The sequence below is a fragment of the Alteromonas portus genome, assembly GCF_005117025.1.
Lineage (GTDB): Bacteria > Pseudomonadota > Gammaproteobacteria > Enterobacterales > Alteromonadaceae > Alteromonas > Alteromonas portus.
On the sequence record NZ_SWCO01000008.1, the window covers coordinates 299636 to 320162 of the forward strand.

19 protein-coding genes and 1 pseudogene are annotated in these 20527 nt (G+C 42.7%); 5 read left to right on the forward strand and 15 right to left on the reverse strand.

The features are described 5' to 3' along the window. Positions 1-2 precede the first annotated feature (2 nt). The 4 genes and pseudogenes from E5672_RS14990 to E5672_RS15005 all read right to left on the reverse strand — a co-directional run bounded on the left by E5672_RS14990 (position 3) and on the right by E5672_RS15005 (position 2330). Complete coding sequence (locus E5672_RS14990) at positions 3-668, reverse strand: FlgO family outer membrane protein (RefSeq protein ID WP_136782933.1); 666 nt, start codon at positions 666-668, stop codon at positions 3-5. Positions 669-1052: 384 nt separating this feature from the next. Further along, positions 1053-1472 carry a GNAT family N-acetyltransferase gene (locus E5672_RS14995; RefSeq protein ID WP_039236431.1) on the reverse strand — a complete coding sequence of 140 codons (420 nt, stop codon included), beginning with the start codon at positions 1470-1472 and terminating at the stop codon, positions 1053-1055. Further along, positions 1469-1847, reverse strand: a pseudogene (locus tag E5672_RS15000) (VOC family protein). The gene E5672_RS14995 and the pseudogene E5672_RS15000 overlap by 4 nt, the downstream one beginning before the upstream one ends. A gap of 45 nt (positions 1848-1892) precedes the next feature. Continuing rightward, entirely contained in the window at positions 1893-2330 is a 438-nt protein-coding gene (locus E5672_RS15005; RefSeq protein WP_136782935.1) for a GNAT family N-acetyltransferase, read from the reverse strand. A gap of 268 nt (positions 2331-2598) precedes the next feature. On the opposite strand from E5672_RS15005, the gene E5672_RS15010 reads away from it, so the two are divergent. Continuing rightward, entirely contained in the window at positions 2599-3309 is a 711-nt protein-coding gene (locus E5672_RS15010; protein WP_136782936.1) for a hypothetical protein, read from the forward strand. A 106-nt stretch (positions 3310-3415) separates the two neighbouring features. Here the strand turns inward: E5672_RS15010 and E5672_RS15015 are convergent, their stop codons facing one another. After that, positions 3416-3907, reverse strand: a complete 492-nt coding sequence (locus E5672_RS15015) for a DUF2938 domain-containing protein (RefSeq protein WP_136782937.1) — start codon at positions 3905-3907, stop codon at positions 3416-3418. A 91-nt stretch (positions 3908-3998) separates the two neighbouring features. Here E5672_RS15015 and E5672_RS15020 point away from each other — a divergent pair, with 91 nt between their 5' ends. Next, entirely contained in the window at positions 3999-4412 is a 414-nt protein-coding gene (locus E5672_RS15020) for a helix-turn-helix domain-containing protein (protein ID WP_136782938.1), read from the forward strand. Positions 4413-4725: 313 nt separating this feature from the next. Then, on the forward strand, positions 4726-5250 hold the full coding sequence (locus E5672_RS15025; RefSeq protein WP_136783032.1) for a lactoylglutathione lyase family protein: 525 nt from the start codon (positions 4726-4728) through the stop codon (positions 5248-5250). 83 nt (positions 5251-5333) lie between these two features. Here the strand turns inward: E5672_RS15025 and E5672_RS15030 are convergent, their stop codons facing one another. The 5 genes from E5672_RS15030 to E5672_RS15050 form a co-directional block, all read right to left on the reverse strand. Further along, on the reverse strand, positions 5334-6512 hold the full coding sequence (locus tag E5672_RS15030; RefSeq protein WP_136782939.1) for an alcohol dehydrogenase family protein: 1179 nt from the start codon (positions 6510-6512) through the stop codon (positions 5334-5336). Between the two features lie 369 nt (positions 6513-6881). Beyond that, on the reverse strand, positions 6882-7283 hold the full coding sequence (locus tag E5672_RS15035) for a hypothetical protein (RefSeq protein ID WP_205676500.1): 402 nt from the start codon (positions 7281-7283) through the stop codon (positions 6882-6884). A 14-nt stretch (positions 7284-7297) separates the two neighbouring features. Further along, positions 7298-7810, reverse strand: coding sequence for a M23 family metallopeptidase (locus tag E5672_RS15040; RefSeq protein ID WP_205676501.1), 513 nt, complete (start codon positions 7808-7810; stop codon positions 7298-7300). Positions 7811-7894: 84 nt separating this feature from the next. Then, positions 7895-8383 (reverse strand): GNAT family N-acetyltransferase, encoded by a 489-nt coding sequence (locus E5672_RS15045; protein WP_240692247.1) that lies wholly within the window; start codon positions 8381-8383, stop codon positions 7895-7897. A gap of 5 nt (positions 8384-8388) precedes the next feature. Next, positions 8389-9120: an SDR family oxidoreductase gene (locus E5672_RS15050; protein ID WP_136782940.1), complete on the reverse strand. Its 732-nt coding sequence runs from the start codon at positions 9118-9120 to the stop codon at positions 8389-8391. A 118-nt stretch (positions 9121-9238) separates the two neighbouring features. Between E5672_RS15050 and E5672_RS15055 the strand changes: the two genes are divergently transcribed. Continuing rightward, positions 9239-10750, forward strand: a complete 1512-nt coding sequence (locus tag E5672_RS15055) for an ATP-binding cassette domain-containing protein (RefSeq protein ID WP_136782941.1) — start codon at positions 9239-9241, stop codon at positions 10748-10750. A gap of 299 nt (positions 10751-11049) precedes the next feature. Here the strand turns inward: E5672_RS15055 and E5672_RS15060 are convergent, their stop codons facing one another. The 3 genes from E5672_RS15060 to E5672_RS15070 form a co-directional block, all read right to left on the reverse strand. Further along, positions 11050-11733 carry a DUF1826 domain-containing protein gene (locus E5672_RS15060; protein WP_136782942.1) on the reverse strand — a complete coding sequence of 228 codons (684 nt, stop codon included), beginning with the start codon at positions 11731-11733 and terminating at the stop codon, positions 11050-11052. Between the two features lies 1 nt (position 11734). Beyond that, positions 11735-12937, reverse strand: a complete 1203-nt coding sequence (gene zigA, locus E5672_RS15065) for a zinc metallochaperone GTPase ZigA (protein ID WP_136782943.1) — start codon at positions 12935-12937, stop codon at positions 11735-11737. A gap of 81 nt (positions 12938-13018) precedes the next feature. Then, a complete protein-coding gene (locus tag E5672_RS15070) occupies positions 13019-13975 on the reverse strand; it encodes a GlxA family transcriptional regulator (protein ID WP_136782944.1) in 957 nt (318 codons plus the stop codon). Between the two features lie 125 nt (positions 13976-14100). Here E5672_RS15070 and E5672_RS15075 point away from each other — a divergent pair, with 125 nt between their 5' ends. Further along, the gene (locus E5672_RS15075) at positions 14101-14625 is read left to right on the forward strand and encodes a cysteine hydrolase family protein (protein WP_136782945.1); all 525 of its coding nucleotides are present in this window, start codon (positions 14101-14103) and stop codon (positions 14623-14625) included. A gap of 115 nt (positions 14626-14740) precedes the next feature. Here the strand turns inward: E5672_RS15075 and E5672_RS15080 are convergent, their stop codons facing one another. Both E5672_RS15080 and E5672_RS15085 read right to left on the reverse strand, forming a co-directional pair. Further along, positions 14741-16048, reverse strand: a complete 1308-nt coding sequence (locus E5672_RS15080; protein WP_136782946.1) for a short-chain fatty acid transporter — start codon at positions 16046-16048, stop codon at positions 14741-14743. 67 nt (positions 16049-16115) lie between these two features. Beyond that, positions 16116-20234, reverse strand: coding sequence for a hybrid sensor histidine kinase/response regulator (locus tag E5672_RS15085; RefSeq protein ID WP_136782947.1), 4119 nt, complete (start codon positions 20232-20234; stop codon positions 16116-16118). Positions 20235-20527: the final 293 nt, after the last annotated feature.

A 20527-nucleotide genomic window follows, 5' to 3' on the forward strand; every position in this document is an offset into this window, starting at 1 on the left:
GGTTACCTCGTACCTTCAGTTCTGTATAACTTGCCGTTTCTGGTGGTTACTTGTTCTTCGCGCCAAAACAGTTCGGCAGGGAAAAAACGTGTTGCTGCAGCGACAATGTTTTTATTTCTAGCGTTGATAATTCGAGCGTTAACCACCGCACCAGACTCTTGATACACCATGGTGCCGGTAATATAAAAATCGACGCGCTCAATATTGGAAAGCTGGTCGATATCGCGGGTTAATACTCTGTCGCTCTCGTCACTCACAATTATATCGTTCGAAAGCTTAAATTCTTGAGTAGAAAAGCCTCTTTTCGTGGCCTCAGTGATCATTCCCTGTTCAAGCTGATGGCCCAACAACATTAACGGATGTTGATGATCAGCACTGTATTTCATAGTATCGGCAGGTACAAAGCCAACTACCGCATAGCGAGACTGACGTGCTGGACCCACATCCGCAAAAAGTTCGTTTGCCAACATATAGGTATGGTATTCCACATTCCCCAATGCCGATACGTCGCTGGCATCGGTTTGCGCAAATTGACTCTTAGGTTCGTCAGATGAAGAGCAACCAGAGAGTAAGCCCAATAGAAGCGCGGTATATGCCAAGGCTTTCGCGACTAAGCGACCATTTTCTGTCAGCAAAGCGTGAGAGACAGGTTTTGTCATACTTTTCATTACACGTGTCCAGTGAAAAACGTCAAATTTCTATCGGAAAGAAGCAAAAACTCATCGAAAAACAGTGATCAGCTACTACGCAAACCGACATTTTCAGTGTCTTTAAACAGGCTTCTGCAAAATTCACACCAAAGAGAGACTACAAGTAGCATTGAGAACGCTACTTTTAAGCGTGTTAGATAAGGCGGCTAATTTCAGGGGGATATAGTTTTTCAGTGCTGAAGGAATTTAATATCCATCGCCATCCAATTCATAAAAAGCGGAGGGGACTTGCCGCCTTAGGACAGAAAGCTGCCGATAATTAATAGGCAATTATCATAATGCCAAGTGACTAAAAAACTTGAGGACTCCTGAGACTCTCATGCCGCGTTAATGACCAATTAGCTAAATAAACCTGCACATGCCTAAACCTAAACTTTCACCATCACGAGGTTCAAAACCGAATTTAAGATAAAAACTCTCTTTACCGTGCGCAGCCAACAAACCAATCGTTGCGCCAGGTGCGCAGCAAGACTCTAAATGTCTAATCAACGTGTTCATTATTTTCGATCCCAAACCTTTATTCTGATGTTCTGGATGAATAATGACGTCTTGAATATAAAAATACATTGCGCCATCGCCAATCACTCGACCACAACCTACAAGATTGTTATCGAAGTAAATTGTTGCCCAAAACAACGAGGCATCAATACTTTTTTGAACAACCGATAGACACGGGTTACTCCATCCAATCAATTTTCTTAAACTGGCAAAGTCTTCAACCGACGGAGGGCTTTCTTTAATGGTGTAATTCGTATGCATCATTGGTCATTCCGCCCCTCATTTTCGCAAAAGCTAGCTACCTAATTCGGTAATGTGAAGTAGTTCGCCCGACGGGCCCCATAGATAGAAAACACTTCCCCAATGTTGTTGCTCAATTGGTGAAATTTTCGTTTTATGTAACGAGCGTGAGCACAAATCAAAAGCGTCCTGAATGTCTGCTACACATATTTGTAGCATAAAGTTATTCGCCAATTCAGGATTATAAAAGCGCTGAAGAAAGAAGAGACAATCACAATTTTCAAACAGTGTTAGGTCTTCGTTTACGTATTCTGCATTAAATCCAATCTCAGAATAAAATGCTTTAGAAATGTCGTAGTTTTTGCTTGGAATAAAAGTCTTAATATCTATGACGTCCATATCTTGAGCTCCCTCGCATTTCGCTGCTTTAAATTTAAATCGTGGCTAAACGGCAATAACAGCAAGCATGTCTTCGCCATCTTCATCTAACCCCACCTCTTCGAAACCAAAGCTTGAATAGAAGGCTTTGGCGACAGGATTCTTAGGGTTATAGCATATCTCAATAAATTTGAGCTCGGAAGTTTGCTTTATAAGCGTGATAGCTTGAGATAAAGCAACTCTGCCAATTCCTTTATTTTGATGGCTCTCATCAATCATAAAGCGCCAAATGGACACCTTAGTTGGCGTTTCCTGAACCCACATGAAGAACCCTACAGGCTGGTCGTTGCAATAAATGGCTTTGCAGGTATGGTTATCATTGTAAAATGACTCAACCAACGACCACATATTGCACGCAACAAACCCTTGCTGATTTTCCGCTACATCCAAGTCACAAACCTGCTCATAGTTAGATTTGTTTATTTCTTCCAGTGAAATTTTCATCCTGTTTTCTTTTTCCGGTTAATTATTAAGAACAAATAGATAATTGTGGCTGTATTGGTAATTTAAACTTTCTTATAAGCAATTGTGGTAAGTAATCTCGTTATTCATTGTGATATGTTGTTCTTGGTTCGTATTTTAATCTTAAAGTACAGTGACACGCTTTACAGGAACTGTTGGTTAGGAGCATACGGAATAGCGCTTTTGACAGAGGTAATCTTCCCCACAACAAGCACATCATCTTTCAGTTATTGAAATAAGGATATTTATATTGAAAAAACTCTCTTTTGTTTTGACCGCAGTATTGTTCACTACTGTGGGTTACTTTATCGGCTCGTTAACCAGTGAGCCAGGTATTCAGAAGAAAGACCACGCAACTAACCTGAACAATACAGCAGTGCCCCTCGCGGATAAGTCAGGTTCAACTTCGTTTCAGGCACTAACTTCAGCGGAAGAACTTATGGTGACGAAAATTGATACTGTCGCTGAGCTAAAAAATGAAAAGCTAACTAGTGATGAAACCAATGTTCACGCTTTGATTGAACCAGAAGAACCCATTGACGATACAAGTCACATTTTGCAGGTCAATAACGACATTGCCACATTAGATACTAAGCGCTTAGGCTCTTTAACTATTACAGAATTAAGGGGCCTTGTTGAGACGATAAAGTTTGCTCCAAAGACTAGTGAGACCCTTTCAATAGAAAGCGATCTGCAAGATTCACTTATCGACAAACTAAATGAGCAAGACGCTGCACTGTATCATGAGGCCGTTTGCAATAATGACCTTTGTGCAATAGAGGTGGCGTCAGATGACGCTGAAATATTAAATAGTCTAGTAGATGACTTAATGTTTGATTCAGACATATCCTCCAGTATGCAAGGAGGCTTTGTTAGGCTATACAGTGAAGATAATCAACACTTTGCTACATTTCTTGGCGTCAGAAAAGGTAAGGCATCAACTGTAATAATCGCCAACTGAATAACCCCAGTCGCCGTTTATTTTACTAGCTAATGCCTTCCCTAAACAGATTCTGTCTGGCATTCTGCAGCTTTTATTTGTATTTACCGCTCGACCAACTCCATGACTATAAGGACAGGACGGAACTAAGAACCAATGCCGAAAGGTACAACCCTAAGCCAAATGCTGCATGGTTTAAAAAGCTGTGTAGACGGACAGCGCTAGGATTAGGCGTTTTCGACGCAGCAATTCCTACGCCCATTCCGGGCTGCAATATAAAGAACGGTGCAACGACCGTAGCGATACCGAGCACCAATGCTGGACCTAGTGTCGGCTCGAACAACCAAGCCTCTCCAAATATAAGAAAAAGTAACACCGCATAGCCAATACCAATTACGTAATGCGCTGTCCACCCAATGATCTTCTCACCACTCACAGCATCAGCATTTACAATAGAAATATGCGAGAACTGCCCTTTTCTCATGTGCCCTATCCAACGCCCTACCATGCCCCAATTTGTTGGAGCAATACCAAACAGTTGTTGCCTTAGCAGCGCCCATAAATCCATCACTAGGGTAGCCCCAATACCAATTAGCACGATAAAAACAATATTCTGCATATTCACACTCAACAGCTAGTTACAATTAATTAGAGGTGATAGCCTACAACTTCAAGTTAACTTTAAGTCAAGCGAACCTTTGGAAAAGTGTATGGAAATATCTCAAGTTGCAAAAAAGTCCGGAGTTTCAGCATCTACGCTGCGGTTTTATGAAGAGAAAGGTCTTATCACTTCTATTGGCAGGCAAGGTATACGTCGCGTGTTTAGTCCGAATGTACTAGAGCGCCTTGAGTTAATTGCATTAGGTCGGGCTGCAGGTTTTTCTTTAGAAGAGATTGCGGGCATTTTGGGGAACGAGCCAAAGCCTGAAATTGATCGTGAGCTTTTACTGAGAAAAGCTAATGAACTAGACGGAACAATTAAAAAGCTCACAGCCATGCGTGATGGTCTGCAACATGCGGCAGCCTGCACAGCACCAAGCCACTTAGAATGCCCAAGATTTCGTCGCTTGATGAACCTTGCAGGTACAGGGGCAATAAAAGGCTTAACAACGAACACAAAGTAAAATGACAGCTTTTAGACGTGTATTTGTTCGAGCTGGAATTTGAGACTATACGCGCACATCCTTCTTGCTGTTCACCCAGCGCAATTATCCAATTAAAAGCCACATTGATAATTTAATTTTATCAAAATAATAATAATCCATAATTTCAAGTTAATAACTTTAGAAATTAGTATATCGGTCAATCAAGGGCGCTTGCCCGGTTTACAGTAATACAACAGTTAAGGAAGTTATGATGAAGAAGTGGCTATTAATGATGGCGAGTTTATCGGTAATCACTCTACCGACATATACTGCAAATGCTGCGCAGGAAACAATGACGAAAGAAGAGCAAGCCTCACAAACGGCTTATCCACGTGCCTTTTCTCACATTGGTATTTCGGTACCAGATTTAGAAAAAGCGGTAGAGTTTTATAGTGAAGTACTGGGTTGGTACACCATAATGGGGCCGACTAGTGTGCAAGAAGATAACAGCGCAATTGGCAAAATGTCGACCGACGTATTCGGCAAGGGATGGGGCAGCTATAAAATTGCTCATATGTCGACCAGCGATAAGATAGGTATTGAGCTGTTCCAATTTGAACAACAGAAAAACCCTGACAATAACTTCAAATATTGGGAAACGGGTGTGTTTCACTTCGCAGTTCAAGATCCAAATGTTGAAGAACTGGCGCAGAAAATTGTGGATGCCGGCGGTAAGCGCCGTATGGAAAAGCCTCGCTACTATTACCCGGGTGAAAAGCCATATCGTATGATTTATATGGAAGACCCGTTCGGTAACATCATCGAAATTTACAGCCACAGCTACGAACTTCACTACGCTAGCGGTGCTTATCAGTAAGCCTAATAATCGTTAAAACGCCCGCGTGTAGCGGGCGTTTTGTTATCATTCAACAAATTCAACTTACAACAGAAACAGAGTCTTTATTGCTTTAAGCTATCGATAAAATCTTGCTGTGGTGGCGTTTGCTCAGGTGGCAACAACACAATTTTACCCACGTGCTTTTTCTCAGAGAAATCTTTTTGAGCAGTTACGATATCTTTTAGCGGGTAAGTTCTAGCTAACATAGGTTTTATTTCACCGCGTTCGATATAAGAAATAAGATTCGGGAAAACCGGCTCGTCCCATGCAGTACAACCAATAAAGGTAAGATCTTTTAAGTAAAAGTTGCGCATATCAAGCGTAACTATTGGCCCTGCTATAGCGCCGGAAGAAGCATAGCGACCACCACGTTTCATAACTACGGACATTTGAGTGAATCCTTCACCTGCAACGTTATCGATAACTACATCAACCGACTTTTCTCCTAACACTTCAATTAGATCGCTGTTGCGTTCGATAACGCGGTCTGCACCTATATCCTTAAGTACGTCCATTTTATCTTTACCAACAACCGCGGTAACTGTCGCACTACGGCGTTTAGCTAACTGCACAACAGCGGAACCTACGCCACCAGAAGCCCCAGTCACCAAAACATGCTCCCCTTTAGAAACGCCGGCTCGATGAACCATATTTTCAGCAGTGCCATAGGCACAAGGTATTGTTCCGAGTTCGGCATCCGACCAGTCGCACTCGACAGCGAAGGCTTCGCTCGCCGTTATTTTTACGTACTGTGCGAAAGCGCCATCGAAGTCTGACGCCATCCAAATATTCTCTAATGAGTCCCAAGAGTCTTTGCGGATACAAGAACGTATCAAAATTCGCTCTCCTATACGTGTAGGGTCCACGCCTTCCCCCACCGCAACGATTCGCCCACAACAGTCAGTTCCTTGGATAAACGGAAAAGGGGTTTGTTCATTCCATCCACCGTCTAACTCTTCTGCTGCGCTCGATTTCTCATCGTCATTTTCGTCCAACGCGTCGGTGCCTTGAGTGACTTTAGAAGAATACCAACCTAACCGAGTATTAATTTCTGTATTATTGACACCTGCTGCTAAAACCTGAACCAGCACCTCGCCAGCAAGTGGTTTTGGCATGGGGACATCGGTGTAATTTAACTGCTCGTAACCACCGTTCGCCATGGTCACCACAGCCTTCATAGTCGTATCGTCAGGTTTTACATCGAATCTTTGCTTGTCGCCAAGCAAGTTAGTAATACTCATAATCTCTCTTAAGTTTAAAATTGATAACAATTAGTATGGTAAAATAACGTATGCCTGTCGCTCATGCAAAGTAGCGACACCATTCCGAGTTAACCGCAACTTCTTCGATATGACCGCTTAAAGAAGGCGTAACTCAGCTTGGCTCGCCTACTACCACGTTTAATGGCTTTTACTCTAGCTATACTAATATAACGAACGCGTAGATCTGAATGTTAGCTAACACATAACATCGCTGCCTTTCTCTTCGAAAAATTCCAAGCGCGTTGTATTCGATGCTCGTTGCTGCTCTGTAGAGGAATAAAAACAGCCGTAAATTTTATGTTCAAGTAAGGTGATAAATAGAATTAGTGCGGTTACACACCGTGTTTGTTATCCACGCGAATACTGGATACTAGAAATTAATAAAAATCTATAGCGCCATTCACACAAACCAAGCATCGCTACAAATATGCACTCTACACAAATAAATAGCAGTGCGAATATACTCGCTTGTTCGAAGTAAGTGAGGATAACTCCTACACATACAATTGCCCAAAGAAAATTGGCAATAGCTAAAGCTGCTACTTGGTTAAGTGATCTATTGCGTATAAGGGCAAGCCTCAATGCGTATATGCCATAGCATACATTAGCACCCGCTAAGAATAGAATTAGCCCTTTCGGCAGTTGGTAGAAGTCGCTCGCTATATCTTGGAAAAACAGAAGCAATAGCCCAACACTCGTTCCTGCAAAACCATCAATATGAAGTATGTATTTACCTAAAAAAGCCTTCATCCTTGCATCTGCGCCTAAAGTAACTTCTCGTGAGGATTAAGAAAAAACATTTTTTTCCAACCTTGAGTTTCAGATGTTGCTTTCCATGGCAAAGGAATAAGAGAAACTATCGAGTAGTGAAGGTGTGGCTGCTTACCTTTGGCATTGCCAGTATCGCCAAGGGTTCCCACTTTATCTTTTTGCGATAACCAAGTCCCTTTCTCAACTGTAACTTCTTGCATGTGAGCGTAATAATGCACACGCCACTTGGGGCCAAGAACCGCGACAACGTTCCCTCCTTTTCCCAATTCACCTGTGTAGATAACGTAGCCAGAGGTAGCGGATTGAACAGGCGTGCCTTTTACACCGAAGATGTCTACACCTTTGTGCACACCAGAGCTGCCCCATGGCTCATACCAAAACGTGTTGTGATTCCAGTCGTTAGAGGATGCCCCCTCTACAGGAATTACAAGTTTTTCTGGAATTACTAGCCCCGCGCAAATGAATACCAGAACAATTAGTAAAATTGATATGATCGTTTTTTTCACAAAAGTTCCTTTTTATAGGTTGCACCTTTCGAAGGTTGTTTTCTCGGACTCAGATAAACACTTTATCGGGGAATTTCCTTCTAGCTATCTCAAAGTGGTAAAAATATGGCTATCGTAAAACTGTCCATCTTTGAAAATGGCGCGTTGCAATATTGCTTCCTGCTTGAACCCTGCATTTAGCAGCAGCTTTTGCGAAGCAAAATTGGATGAAAATACGCAGGCAAAAATGCGCTCTATATTTGTGTTTGAGAAAGTAAGCGCAATAATCTGGCGCAGCGCCTCGCGCATAATGCCTTTTCGCCAATATGATGAGCAAAGCCAATACCCAACTTCTCCAGACCTCTCATATTCAAAGTTACCTGGGTTAACACCAATACACCCTACTAACTCGCCCTCATACTCAACAGCTCTTATAAAGCCTTGGGTACTACCCTCTTGAACCCACCACATGGCATCTTCTTTGGTATAAGGGTTAGGAATTTTTGTCGAAAGAAATTGAGTAACCGACGGTTGATTTAAAATATCTACCAGTCTATCCACATCGCCCATTTTAAAATCTCTGAGTGCTACCATGCGCGTTACTTCCCACCCGCTAAATCAATAAAGGACCCAGTAACATATGAAGACTGAGGTGATAGAAGCCAGGCTATCGCCTGTGCGACTTCATCTGCTGTACCGCCCCTCTGCATAGGAATTTGTGAGCTTAACCGCTCTACTCTGCCAGGTTCACCGCCATCCGCGTGAATATCGGTTTGAATAAAACCAGGCCGAACGCTGTTCACACGAATGTGCTTCGCAGCAAGTTCTAATGAAAGTCCTTTAGTAAATGAATCCATTGCCCCTTTCGACGTTGCATAGTCAACGTATTCAAAAGGAGCGCCAGTACGAGAGGCTATGGACGAAACATTGACGATTGCACCTCCTGCAACGTTTTGTTTAACAAAAGCTTTTGAACACAAGAATGCGCTAAGCACATTGGTGTTAAGTACTTTGGTGAAGCGCTCTGCACTGACGTTAATTAACTCAGTTTTGGTGAATAAAACACCCACATTGTTAACCAAATGGGTTACCTCACCCCATTGATTCCTTACGTACTCGAACATGTCTAGCACTTGCGCTTCATCGGAAACATCGGCTTTATGGGCAAATGCAACGCCACCATTTTCGTTTATAGAGCCGCACACACTATCAGCTGCGTTTTTATCTGTTAGGTAATTAACGCAAACCTTATACTCGCTACACCCCAACAGTTTAGCGGTTGCGGCACCGATACCGCGGCTCGCCCCAGTTATAATGACTACCTTGCTCACTAATTTATTCCCTTACCAAGTATCCAATGCTGCATTTACTTTATAAGACTAACTTACCAGCTGACTCTTTCTTCAGAAAGTCTTATTCACCATTGACACATAACCAGAAAACATCACAATGGTTCTACCTCATATTTATTCGCGATCTTTAATGCTGTATCTTTCCGAATTTCAAACAAAGCTTTCTAATCAATACATTACCCCGGCATTTTCAATATCACTCTGTACTGAAAACGCACCTTCACACTTTCTAATTGCTGGTAAAAATAGTAGCGGGAAGTCGCTTTTGATTTCCGCCCTTGCTGGTAACGGAAAGGTCGTAAGCGGTAGTCGTGAATGTAATTCGGTTGTTGCAGAAGTATCGGTTTTTAAACAGCAAGCGTTAATTGAAGAAGAAAAACAAAAAGACAGTGCGGATATTTTAGACGTAATAGCCCAGCCAACTTCAGTTCGAGAACTATTCGCGGGCATCAATAAAGATTATCAAAGTCATCGGTATTACAACGAGCTAGCCTCTGCGCTTAGAATTGAGCATTTGCTAGATAATGGGTTTCTTTCACTTTCAACAGGTGAAACCCGCAAGATTATTATCATGCTGGCATGGTTAAGTAATGCCTCTATTATTTTGCTTGATGAACCTTTCGAAGGCTTAGATGTGGAAGCTATCAGCGCCTTTAGTCGCTTCATTGTTTCTCAGCAACAGGCCTCACTGGTGCTTACCGCTAATAAACTCGCAGATATTCCCAATAACATTCAAGCCCAGTTAATTGTAATGGATGATTTGGCCATTACTTGGAAATCTGAGGGCAAACTCAGTTACACCGACTTACGCTCTGAATTAAGTACGTGGTTTGCGCTAGAGTCTGATGATATCGATGTACCTCATGCGCTTAATGCTAATGACAAACACGGCGGTGACTCCAAGCACAAAAAGCAGAACAGTGAGTTAGATTTACTGCCTCATACCTTAATTCAGCTTAAAGATGGGTTCGTACGTTTCGATGAGCGAACCATATTTGAAAAGCTTAACTTTACGCTTTATAAAAATGAGCACTGGCAGATCACTGGCCCTAACGGTTCAGGCAAAACCTGTTTGCTTCAAATGTTTACTGGTGATAATTCCCATTGTTATACCAACGACTTAACAATGTTTGGCATAAAACGTGGTACAGGCGAGAGCATATGGGACATTAAAAAGCACATTGGAATTATGTCTAACGCGCTCCACATGCAGTACAAAGTGAATGCAAGTGTAGAGCACGTTATTATTTCAGGCTTTCACGACAGTATTGGTCTGTACACCCGCCCCACGCTAGCGGAGCGCATGGTGGCAGAGCAGTGGCTTGAAGTACTGGGTTTGAAACAGAAAAAGAACACGCCATTTCAGTCACTGTCTTTTGGTGACCAGCGATTAGTACTTATTGCACGTTCTATGGTTAAGCACCCCGCCGTGCTTATTTTGGATGAACCTTGCAATGGCTTAGACGACTTTAACCGCCAAAAAGCGCTTAAACTTATAGACATATTGGCTAAGGCAGGTACGAGTACCCTGTTGTATGTAAATCACCATGCAGAAGAACGCATTCCTAGTATTCAAAATACGTTGAATATGAAAGACTATAATGTTTAAAGGTATATGTTGAAGCCGCTAGCTTTATGTCTTCTCTAGCTACGTCGTAGCGCCTGTATATTTGTTAGTCAAATAGCTCTAAACTTCACAGCTTAAAGGCGAACATTTAAGAAGAGTAGCTGGGCTACGTACCGAGAAAGCTAATATTGAAAAAGCCAGTACCAAAAAAACTCCGAAACAAGTACAGAGAAAGAAAAAAGCGCTATCACAAGGGAAAACTCAAAGAAAAAGTGATAGCGCCAAAGTGAGCGGTAATAAACTTCATATGGCTCTTAACGTTACACCATGCTCATAGCATCTTACATGGGGTCAAGAGTAAGCAGTACGCGTTGAGTTTCAGGCATTACTTTGCAAGAACGGTGGACCGCAGCAAATTCTTCATGACCCTGCCACGCTTTTCCTTTAAGTAAACCCACATCGAATGCGCTCATTTGCCTAACGCTGTTTTCTTGATAGTGCTGCCCCAACCGATTTTTCGTAAGCCCTTGCGTATTCGCGTCATTAAGGCCAATCATCGGGCTAGATACCACACTTTCTTTCGGCAGCCACTCTGTACCTTCGCCCAAATAGGTATTCACCAATCGAACAGGTATATTGTCCACATGAAAGCTTGGGCACATTGCTGATGAAAGGGGCACTAACCTTACGCCCACGCTGTCACAGTCAAATAACGTGGTGAGCATGTCAGACAGCAAATAAATATCGTCAATGGCAGCCTGCTTCCCGGCACTACTTTTTCCATTAGGTAAAAGCTTTGCGATTTCTTCTTTCAGTGATGTTAAAGAGAAAACACCGCGAATCCCCATTCCTAATGATTTAAAAATGTCGTCATAATATTGCGAGATGAGTGGCGCTTCGGGCCTTGTCCATATAGCTACACTGATCCCTTTTTCAAAGATATCGCCTAACACCATAGCATCGGCGCATGAGCGCCAAGAACTGCTACGTTCGAATACGGTATTGTAGTCTTGTAGCGCCTGCATACTAGTGCTCCCACGCAGGAAATGGATCAGGCATTTCAGCCCAAACATGATGGCCTTGAATAAGCTGCTCGTCAGTTAACAAGCAACTGTCTAGCCGCTCGATAATGTCGTTTTTATTGAGCCCTTGCCCAATAAACACCAGCTCTTGACGCATATCACCGAAAGGCTCCATCCATTGTTCTTCAATCGCTTTAAGGTATTCAGTGTCTTCAGGCCACTGCTCTTTGGGTACGGCTTTCCAAAACAGCCCAGCAGCCCCGTATCTCGCCATACCGCCAGCTTGGCTCCAGCTACCAGCTAATTGAGGGCGAGTTGCCAACCAGAAAAAGCCTTTTGAACGAATTAACTTACCTGCAATGTCTTTACTATGGATAAAATCATAAAACTTCTGCGGATCAAACGGACGTCTCGCTTCATACGAAAAGCTGCTTATGCCAAACTCTTCAGTCTCTGGTACGTGCTCGCCACGCATTTCTTTCAGCCAACCGGGCGATTGCTGAGCACGCTCAAAGCTAAATCGCCCTGTGTTTAGCACTTTATCGAGGGGCACTTTTCCATGCTCAATGGGCACTTGAATAGCCTCGGTATTAAGGGTTTGCAGAATACTTTTAAGGCGCGCCAACTCTTGTTCAGAGATAAGGTCGGTTTTACTTATTAGCAAAATATCCGCAAATTCCACTTGCTCTACCAATAAATCTGCAACGCTTCGCTCGTCTTCTTCACCCAAGCTTTCTCCTACTTCGTTCAGAAACTTGGCTTCGTCATAGTCCTTAAGAAAATTCAAGGCATCTACAACGGTAACCATGGTATCGAGGCGTGATATTTCCGATAAGCTTTTACCGTTTTCATCGGCAAATGTGAATGTTTCTGCTACAGGTAACGGCTCTGAAATACCTGTAGATTCTATAACCAGGTAATCATATTTCCCTTCGTGCGCCAAACGCTCTATCTCTTCAAGCAGGTCTTCTCGCAACGTGCAGCAAATACAGCCGTTGCTCATTTCAACTAGCTTTTCTTCGGCTCGATTAAAGCTAACTTCATTTTTCACCGTAGCAGCATCAATGTTGATTTCACTCATGTCATTAACAATAACCGCCACTCTTAATCCATCGCGATTATTCAAAATATGGTTTAAAACCGTGGTTTTTCCGGCACCTAAAAAGCCCGAAAGTACAGTAACGGGAAGCTGAGTTTGAATAGACATAACGACTCGCTAAGTTTTATTTTAAATCTCCAATTCAGCAAATGTTATAACATAACAATTAAAATATAAATATCGATATGGTTAATTTATTGCAAAACGCTTGCGATATTCTATCGGACTAAGTCCATACTCTTTTCTAAATATCTTTCTAAACGCATTGACGTTTTGATAACCCACGCTAAAAGCAATATCAGCAATGCTACGTGTTGATACCTCAATTTGCTGACAAGCATGATGCAACCTCAGTTTTTGCAAATAGTCGATGACAGTCATGCCCAATGCTTGCGTAAATCGTCGTTGTAAGGTTCTCTGGCTAACAAAAGTGTGGCTGGCTAAATCGCTAAGAGAAATTGGCTGACTATAATGAACAGCCAAGTAATTTTGCGCTTTAACAACTAGTGCATCGCCATGGTCTTTAGTGGGGGCAAATTGGTGATAGAAGCCTTGCTCTCTATATCCAGTATCTACCACCATCTCTTTGGAAAGGCTTAAAGCAATGGCTGGTGAACTTAAGGTCGATATGATTTCAAACACAAGATCAATCCACGCCATTCTCCCGCCAGCCGTTATTACGCCCTCCCCGTTTACCACGATAGCCTTAGCATCTAGTTTTGCAGTGGGAAAGGTTGTCATGAAGTGGTCGGCAATTCGCCAGTGTGTAGTACACACTTTATTATCTAAAAAGCCCCCTTTGCCAAGAATAAATGCTCCAACGCAAGCAGATGCGAGCAATGCACCTTGTGACTGCATGGCTTTTAAATAGTTTATAAGTGCTGTGAAATCATGTTCAAAAAATGTTTCATTCATGCTCGGCGGCAAGATGACGACATCAACCGGCTTATTTGAATTCAACTGCTCCGCTTTATAAATACTTGCGCTAAAAGCCATGTCAGCGTTCAGCTGTACACATACCGTATTCGCCAATTCTAACATTTCAACTATGCCGTAAAGCGCGGATTGGCTTGCGGTTGGATAGTTTATTACTGCTATTTTTATTTCTTTCATCGTTTCATTATCGTTCTGCAAACGCTGTCGCATTTGGCGCGCTTTTTGTCATTATCGTCACTCTCTATTACACGTGAAGATCTGCAAAATAGTCAACATCCAGTAAGCACAACTTAAATCGTGCTAGAGACTAATTCTTGGAAAAAGAGGATAAGACCGTGGTTAAACAAGCACTTATTGTTATAGATATTCAAAACGATTACTTTCCTGAAGGGAAATACCCTTTACACAAACCAGAGCTTGCGATGAGAGAAACACTTAAAGCGATGGCTATTGCACAGGAAAAAAATGTTCCTATTATCCATATACAGCACCTCGTACCTGTTGCGGCTGGAGAAGGACTGTTTTTCTATGAAGGATCTCATGGCGCTGAAATTCATAAAGAGGTGATAGCCGCTGCCCCGAATGCGCCCATCATCACAAAGCAACACGCCGATTGTTTTGAGAACACCAATTTAGAAGAAACCTTACAGTCATTAGACGTGGATGAAATTCTTCTGGCAGGTATGATGACGCACAACTGCGTAACCCACACAGCATTATCACCAGCGGCTGCCAAATATTCCCCTAAAGTCATTGAACCTTGCACTTGCACACGTGACGCCATTGGCCACCTTCTGGCGCTGGATTCTATGCAAGTACGCGGCATTGATATTGTATCAATAGAAACTGCATTTCCTTAGCGCCTTGTCGCTCATCAAGTGCCGAATTTACTTGATGAGCGAATTAAGCACATTAGTGATACTGTTCACTAAAATGCCCGTTTGTTACCTGTAATTACATTTTTCAAATACTGTTTTAAACAAACCGCAATACCATGGAGATAATCACGCCGGATACGATAAGCTGAACTAAGCAAAAGCCCATAATGTCTTTAGCTTTGAGGCCAGCTATGGCAAGCACGGGCAGTGCCCAGAACGGCTGAATTAAATTAGTCCACGCATCGCCCCACGCCACTGCCATAGCCACTCTACTAACTTCAGCGCCCAATTCTGCAGCAGCAGGTAAGATTACCGGAGCTTGCACTGCCCACTGCCCTCCTCCCGAAGGCACAAAAATGTTAACAATGCCTGCGCTTATAAAACTCCATGCGGGCAACGATTCTGCAGATGCAAAGCTAATTAGCCATTCTGACATGGTCTGGGCCAATCCCGATTGCACCATTACCGCCATGATCCCCGCGTAAAATGGGAACTGTATAACAATACCACTTCCGCCCTGTACTGCTTGCTGCAGGCTATGTAATACATTGCGCGGTGTACCGTGAAGGATAATAGCGAGAAAAAGAAATAGCGTATTCACGATATTGAGATTAAGCCCGCCCCCTGAAACAAAGTAGTTAGTGAGATACGCAAGCCCGGCAAAGCCTACAAGCACCCCAAGTACTTTACTATTTTCAAGCTTGTCGGCGGGCCGCTCGTTTGTTGGTGAAGGCAAAGCATCGTCTTGTAGCTTTGCGCTATCTACAATAATGCTTTCAGATTCGGGCGGTAACATTAACCGATTAACAAGAGGAATAATCACGAACATGATTGCCAATAACAGCAAGTTAAACCCGCTGAATATAGTCTCGCTTGTACTCACTACGCCAATTTGTGCTTCTGAAAAATGACCCGGCGTTGCAATTGTTAAGGGCACAGAGCCTGCTAAACCGCCATGCCACACAATAAAGCCTGAATATGCGCTTGCTACTAATAACCGATAATCCACCGTCACTTTTCTTGCCAAGGCCTTAGCAAACAACGCACCTACAACAAGGCCAAAGCCCCAGTTGATCCAGCTTGCAATCAGCGACACCAAGGTAACCAGTACAATGGCGCTTCCTGGACTTTTCGCTACGCTGGCTAGCCTTTCAAGCAGTGTCTTTACCAACGGCGTGCACGCCAACATAAATCCTGTGACCAGCACCAAGAGCATTTGCATAGAAAATGTGAGCAGCCCCCAAAATCCGCCTCCCCACTGTTGAATAGTTGTAAGTGGAGACTGATTTTGAATGACCACTGCAAACGCAAACGTAATTAAGGTAAGTAATAAAACGAAAATATAGGGGTCAGGAAGGTATCTTTCGACGAGTTTGACGAAGGGTTTGGATGCTCGGTTTAGCATTAACGCTCTCACAACTTGTTAAAAACTTGTTGCATATTAACGCGTTTATTTCCCTGTTGGCGAGGGTCTAACTAACTTTGTTAAGCCAATACTGTAATGTTGAAGTTACTCTTTGGTGATCGATGGGCTTAGTAAGAAAATCGTCCATTCCTGCTTCCATACACTTACTTTTATCACCCTGCATAGCGTTTGCTGTCATTGCGATGATAGGCGTATTTTTGTAAGTATCGCCAGCTGCACCATAGCGAATAAGCCTTGTCGCTTCAAATCCGTCCATTTCAGGCATTTGGCAGTCCATCACTATCGCGCTGTAATGGTCGCTAAGCTTTCTAGATTTTAATAGCTCTAGTGCTTCCACCCCATTATTGGCTACATCAACCTCATACCCTTCGCTTTCCAATAAGTTGGTGGCAACAATTTGATTAATCGTATTGTCTTCAACCAACAAAATTCGCTTAGCATTTTCAATAGGCGTGCACTTTTTAGTTTCGACCGAAACTAACTCACCGCTGTCCCTTTGCGCTGTAACACCATCTGTCTCGGCCTCTTCCTTTTGAGTATACAGACAGATTTGCTCGTCGGGTGCCTTTGCCGCTTTCTCTACTATCCGAATTAAGTCTGATGTTGTGATGGGCTTAGGTATACATTCATCAACCACTAGTCCTGCAAACTCTGTATAGCTGCTTACATCACTAAGTTGAGTCATCAGAACTACCCGTGAATGCTTCAAACGATCGGTACCTACAAGAGTGTTACACTGATTCTCTGGCCCCTGTTCTTGTGCTGTTTTCTTCAAAAAGGTTACATCTATAGCGGGTGTAACGAGCTCAGGTTCACCAACGCAAAGTAATGCTGTCGCTTCCTCTAACGATGAAGCAACAATTGCTTTAATACCCCAAAGCGTAAGCTGATTTTGCATGACGCGTCGCGCCGAGGGATTGTCATCAATGACTAAGCAGCACATATTTTCTTTAACGTCTTTGGGTTGTACTGCTTGGCTAACATTTGCGTGCGTAACCTTACAGGTCACATTAAAACAGCTACCTTCTCCAAGTTTCGTCGTAACGGTTATGTCTCCGCCTAATAACTGGCACAGCTTTTTGGTAATACTCAATCCAAGCCCGGTGCCTCCGTAACGCCGTGTAGTCGATGCATCAACCTGGGTAAACGCATCAAATAAGTGGGGAAGTTTCGATGCTGGAATACCAATACCAGAATCTTGAATTGTGAGGTTGAGAATGGCTTCATCTTCGCTATCGCTTGAAAGCACCTCTGCAATAATGAATATCTCACCCTGCTCAGTAAATTTAACTGCATTACTCAACAGGTTTGTGAGAATTTGCTGAATTCGGCTCGGATCTGAATTTATCTTTGTCACGTCGACTTTAGAAACATCAACAATGACCTCTACACCTTTTTCTTGGGCTGAATGTGCGACCGACAACGCTATATTTTCTACTAATTCTCTGATGTCAAAGTCAATTGATTCAAGCTCTAGCTTATCGGCTTCAATCTTCGAAAAGTCGAGAATATCGTTGATGAGTACCAACAATGAATTGGCACTCGAGCTGGCGATGTTTACACGCTGACTCTGCTCTGCAGTTAGCTCACTTTTTTTCAACAGACCCAGCATGCCTATAACACCATTCATTGGCGTTCTAATTTCATGACTCATATTGGCGAGAAACTCAGACTTCAGCTTCGTTGCTTCTTCAGCTTGTTCTAATGCTTGTTTCAAATCGTTAGCTTGTGCTTTTAGCGATGCTGTTTTCTCTGAAACCTGCTGCTCTAAGGTTTGTACAAAGCGTTTTTGCCTAGTAATTTCGGTTTGTTGCAAACGGGTTCTAAGGTAAATGACTAACACAATGACAACCAATAAAAAGGCGCCGTACATTGTGTAAGCCCACCATGTTTTCCACGGTGCTGTACCAACATGTAAATTTATCGAAAGGACTTCACTGCCCCAATTACCGTCTTGCTTCATGGCTTTTACAAGAAACTTATAATCGCCACCATTTAAGTTAGTGAATGACACCGTGGTATGATTTCCAATATCAATCCACTGTTCATCGTACCCCTCAAGCTTGTATGCAAAGTTGGCTCGCTTAGGGTCAGAAAAGTCTAGAAGAGCAAAGTCTAAAGAGAAGAAATAATCTTCATAGGAAAGATCTATGTCAGAAACGTAGGACAGCGGCTTTTCAAGCTCCACCGATTCACCCATTTTATTAAAACCTGTGAGTACTATTTTCGAGTCGACAAAGTCGGCCTGCCCCTGGGTATAATTAAAGTACTCTATTCCCCGCTGACTGCTGGTAAAAAAAGAATTGCTACCTGCTTTAATCAAGCTATCTGAGTAAAAATTTTTACCTGCTAAACCTGAAGAACTGTTGTAGCTAATAACGCTTTGTGTACTAGGGTTATAAAGAAAAATGCCTTTGTTCGTGGTCAACCATAGCTGACCAGCATCCCCATCTGCGATAGCACGGATCAACAATGTTGGTAGACCATTTTGATCGCTAAAATGTTTAAACGTATTTGACTCTTGCAGATACTGATAAAGGCCATTTTGTGTTGCAACCCATATTTGTCCAGTACTCGTTTCGTGAATGTCTTCTACGATGCTATCTACTAAGCTTCCGAACTGGCTTTCACTGTCACCAAAGTGGATAAAGGCCTTACTTTCAGTTAACCACAGATTAACTCCTTCCCCCGTACCTACCCACATATTTCCCTGAGTGTCTTTGAAAATAGTATGAATTTCTGGGTGAGTGAGGCCGTCTTTAGTGGTGATATGCCTAAATTCACGGGAGTTTTTATTGTAAATATAAATGCCGTGCTTGTAGGTGCCTATCCACACATTGCCTTCGTTATCTACCTCAAGGGCTCTGAATTCTCTAAATTGACGATAAAGACTGTCTGTCTTTGGATATTCAATGCGGTTTACTTCTTTACTGTTGCGATCGATTTTGGCGACGAAATTGTCCTGCGCTACCCATAGCAAACCATCTTCGTCTGGAACTATAATTGGCCGTTCAATAACACCTCGCGACTGATATTCTTCGTGTACTTGAAATACCGAATCGAACTCCTTCTGAAGAAATTCATCATCAATTTTCCATTTAAAAATATCGGCGTTAGCGGTAACAATTAACACATCACCACTGTCGTCGGTATTATCAAGGGCAATACCACTAGGGGCTGCCAGCAACTCACTGTTAATTTGTTTTATTTTGTGGCGCGGCGAAAACTTAAAGATTCCGTGAACCTCACTGGTAACCCATTTTGTTTTGGTATGATCTTCGAAGATTATGCGAAGGCCGTTGTCATAACCAAAGTCCACTTTTTCAACATAGTTGCCGTCTCCAGTATGTCGGTAAAGCCCTTCTGTCGTTACAAACCATATCTGACCTTCATGGTCCTCAATCATTGAGTTTACCTGACTTAGCGTTTTCCCTTCTCGTGTGGTTTGAGGTAAAAACACGCCAGAACTGGGGAAGAACAAAAATGGTCCGTTTTGAGTTGCAACGAAAAGCTGACTAGAGGAACTGCGCAATAGGCTGCGTATCTCGTTAGCACCTGTCGCGGTTTTGTTAGTTGGGTCGGGCAAAAAATGTTTGGCCGAAAGCGTGCTTTTATTAAGTAAATTCAATCCATAACTAGTAGCCACCCATAAACTATTGGCATCGTTATCGATAATGTCCCAAATACGATTATGAGAAAGGCTATTTTGATTACCCGATATTTTCTGAACTCGCTGAAATTTACCGTCACCCAAAAAGCGATTGAGCCCCTGATCGTAAGAACCTAGCCATATGTCTCCATTTTTATCGTGAAAAAGCGACTGAATTCGGTTTGACGATATAGAATCTGGGTTGTCAGGATCATTTAAATAACGTTCGTATCGACCCGTTTTTGGATCGTACTTGTTTAGGCCACCGCCCCAGGTTCCAACCCAGATATTGCCCTGAGCGTCTAACATTAGGTTGCCGGCATCGTTGTGAGAAAGGCTTTGTTCGCTTTCGCTGCTAGACTCAAATAGCTTAACGTTGCGCCCGTCGTATCGCATTACGCCGTTTTCACCAGTACCAAACCAAAGAAAGCCCTGGTTATCTTGAATAATTGAATAAATTTCTGAGGAAACGAAACCGTCTTCGGCGGCTAAAAGTTCGACTGAGTACTCATTCATCAGTTTGTTTGACTCTGACGCTAATGCAATAGATATACAAGCCAAATTTAGAAAGGCTAAAGCAAGTACCCACAAAGTTGAACGTAAGGATTTTGCGGTGCCCATGAAGGAAGAGATCTTCAAGATAAGAGTCAAACTACTAATTTAAATTTGTTTAACTTTAGTGCATGTAGCAACCGCAATCCATTGTACAAAAGACGCATTTGTCATCAGTATAAACTAACAAAAGAACGTATTGGCCTTGCTATCGGTATCACAACACCATGTGATGGCTGTATTGGCTTCACGCTAAG

Excerpts from the sequence above, each read along its gene's own strand:
- E5672_RS14990 (WP_136782933.1), bottom strand. The coding sequence starts at position 668 with ATGAAAAGTATGACAAAACCTGTCTCTCACGCTTTGCTGACAGAAAAT.
- E5672_RS14995 (WP_039236431.1), bottom strand. The coding sequence starts at position 1,472 with ATGATGCATACGAATTACACCATTAAAGAAAGCCCTCCGTCGGTTGAA.
- E5672_RS15005 (WP_136782935.1), bottom strand. The coding sequence starts at position 2,330 with ATGAAAATTTCACTGGAAGAAATAAACAAATCTAACTATGAGCAGGTT.
- E5672_RS15015 (WP_136782937.1), bottom strand. The coding sequence starts at position 3,907 with ATGCAGAATATTGTTTTTATCGTGCTAATTGGTATTGGGGCTACCCTA.
- E5672_RS15020 (WP_136782938.1), top strand. The coding sequence starts at position 3,999 with ATGGAAATATCTCAAGTTGCAAAAAAGTCCGGAGTTTCAGCATCTACG.
- E5672_RS15025 (WP_136783032.1), top strand. The coding sequence starts at position 4,726 with ATGACGAAAGAAGAGCAAGCCTCACAAACGGCTTATCCACGTGCCTTT.
- E5672_RS15030 (WP_136782939.1), bottom strand. The coding sequence starts at position 6,512 with ATGAGTATTACTAACTTGCTTGGCGACAAGCAAAGATTCGATGTAAAA.
- E5672_RS15035 (WP_205676500.1), bottom strand. The coding sequence starts at position 7,283 with ATGAAGGCTTTTTTAGGTAAATACATACTTCATATTGATGGTTTTGCA.
- E5672_RS15045 (WP_240692247.1), bottom strand. The coding sequence starts at position 8,383 with ATGGTAGCACTCAGAGATTTTAAAATGGGCGATGTGGATAGACTGGTA.
- E5672_RS15055 (WP_136782941.1), top strand. The coding sequence starts at position 9,239 with ATGGTTCTACCTCATATTTATTCGCGATCTTTAATGCTGTATCTTTCC.
- E5672_RS15060 (WP_136782942.1), bottom strand. The coding sequence starts at position 11,733 with ATGCAGGCGCTACAAGACTACAATACCGTATTCGAACGTAGCAGTTCT.
- zigA (WP_136782943.1), bottom strand. The coding sequence starts at position 12,937 with ATGTCTATTCAAACTCAGCTTCCCGTTACTGTACTTTCGGGCTTTTTA.
- E5672_RS15070 (WP_136782944.1), bottom strand. The coding sequence starts at position 13,975 with ATGCGACAGCGTTTGCAGAACGATAATGAAACGATGAAAGAAATAAAA.
- E5672_RS15080 (WP_136782946.1), bottom strand. The coding sequence starts at position 16,048 with ATGCTAAACCGAGCATCCAAACCCTTCGTCAAACTCGTCGAAAGATAC.
- E5672_RS15085 (WP_136782947.1), bottom strand. The coding sequence starts at position 20,234 with ATGAATGAGTACTCAGTCGAACTTTTAGCCGCCGAAGACGGTTTCGTT.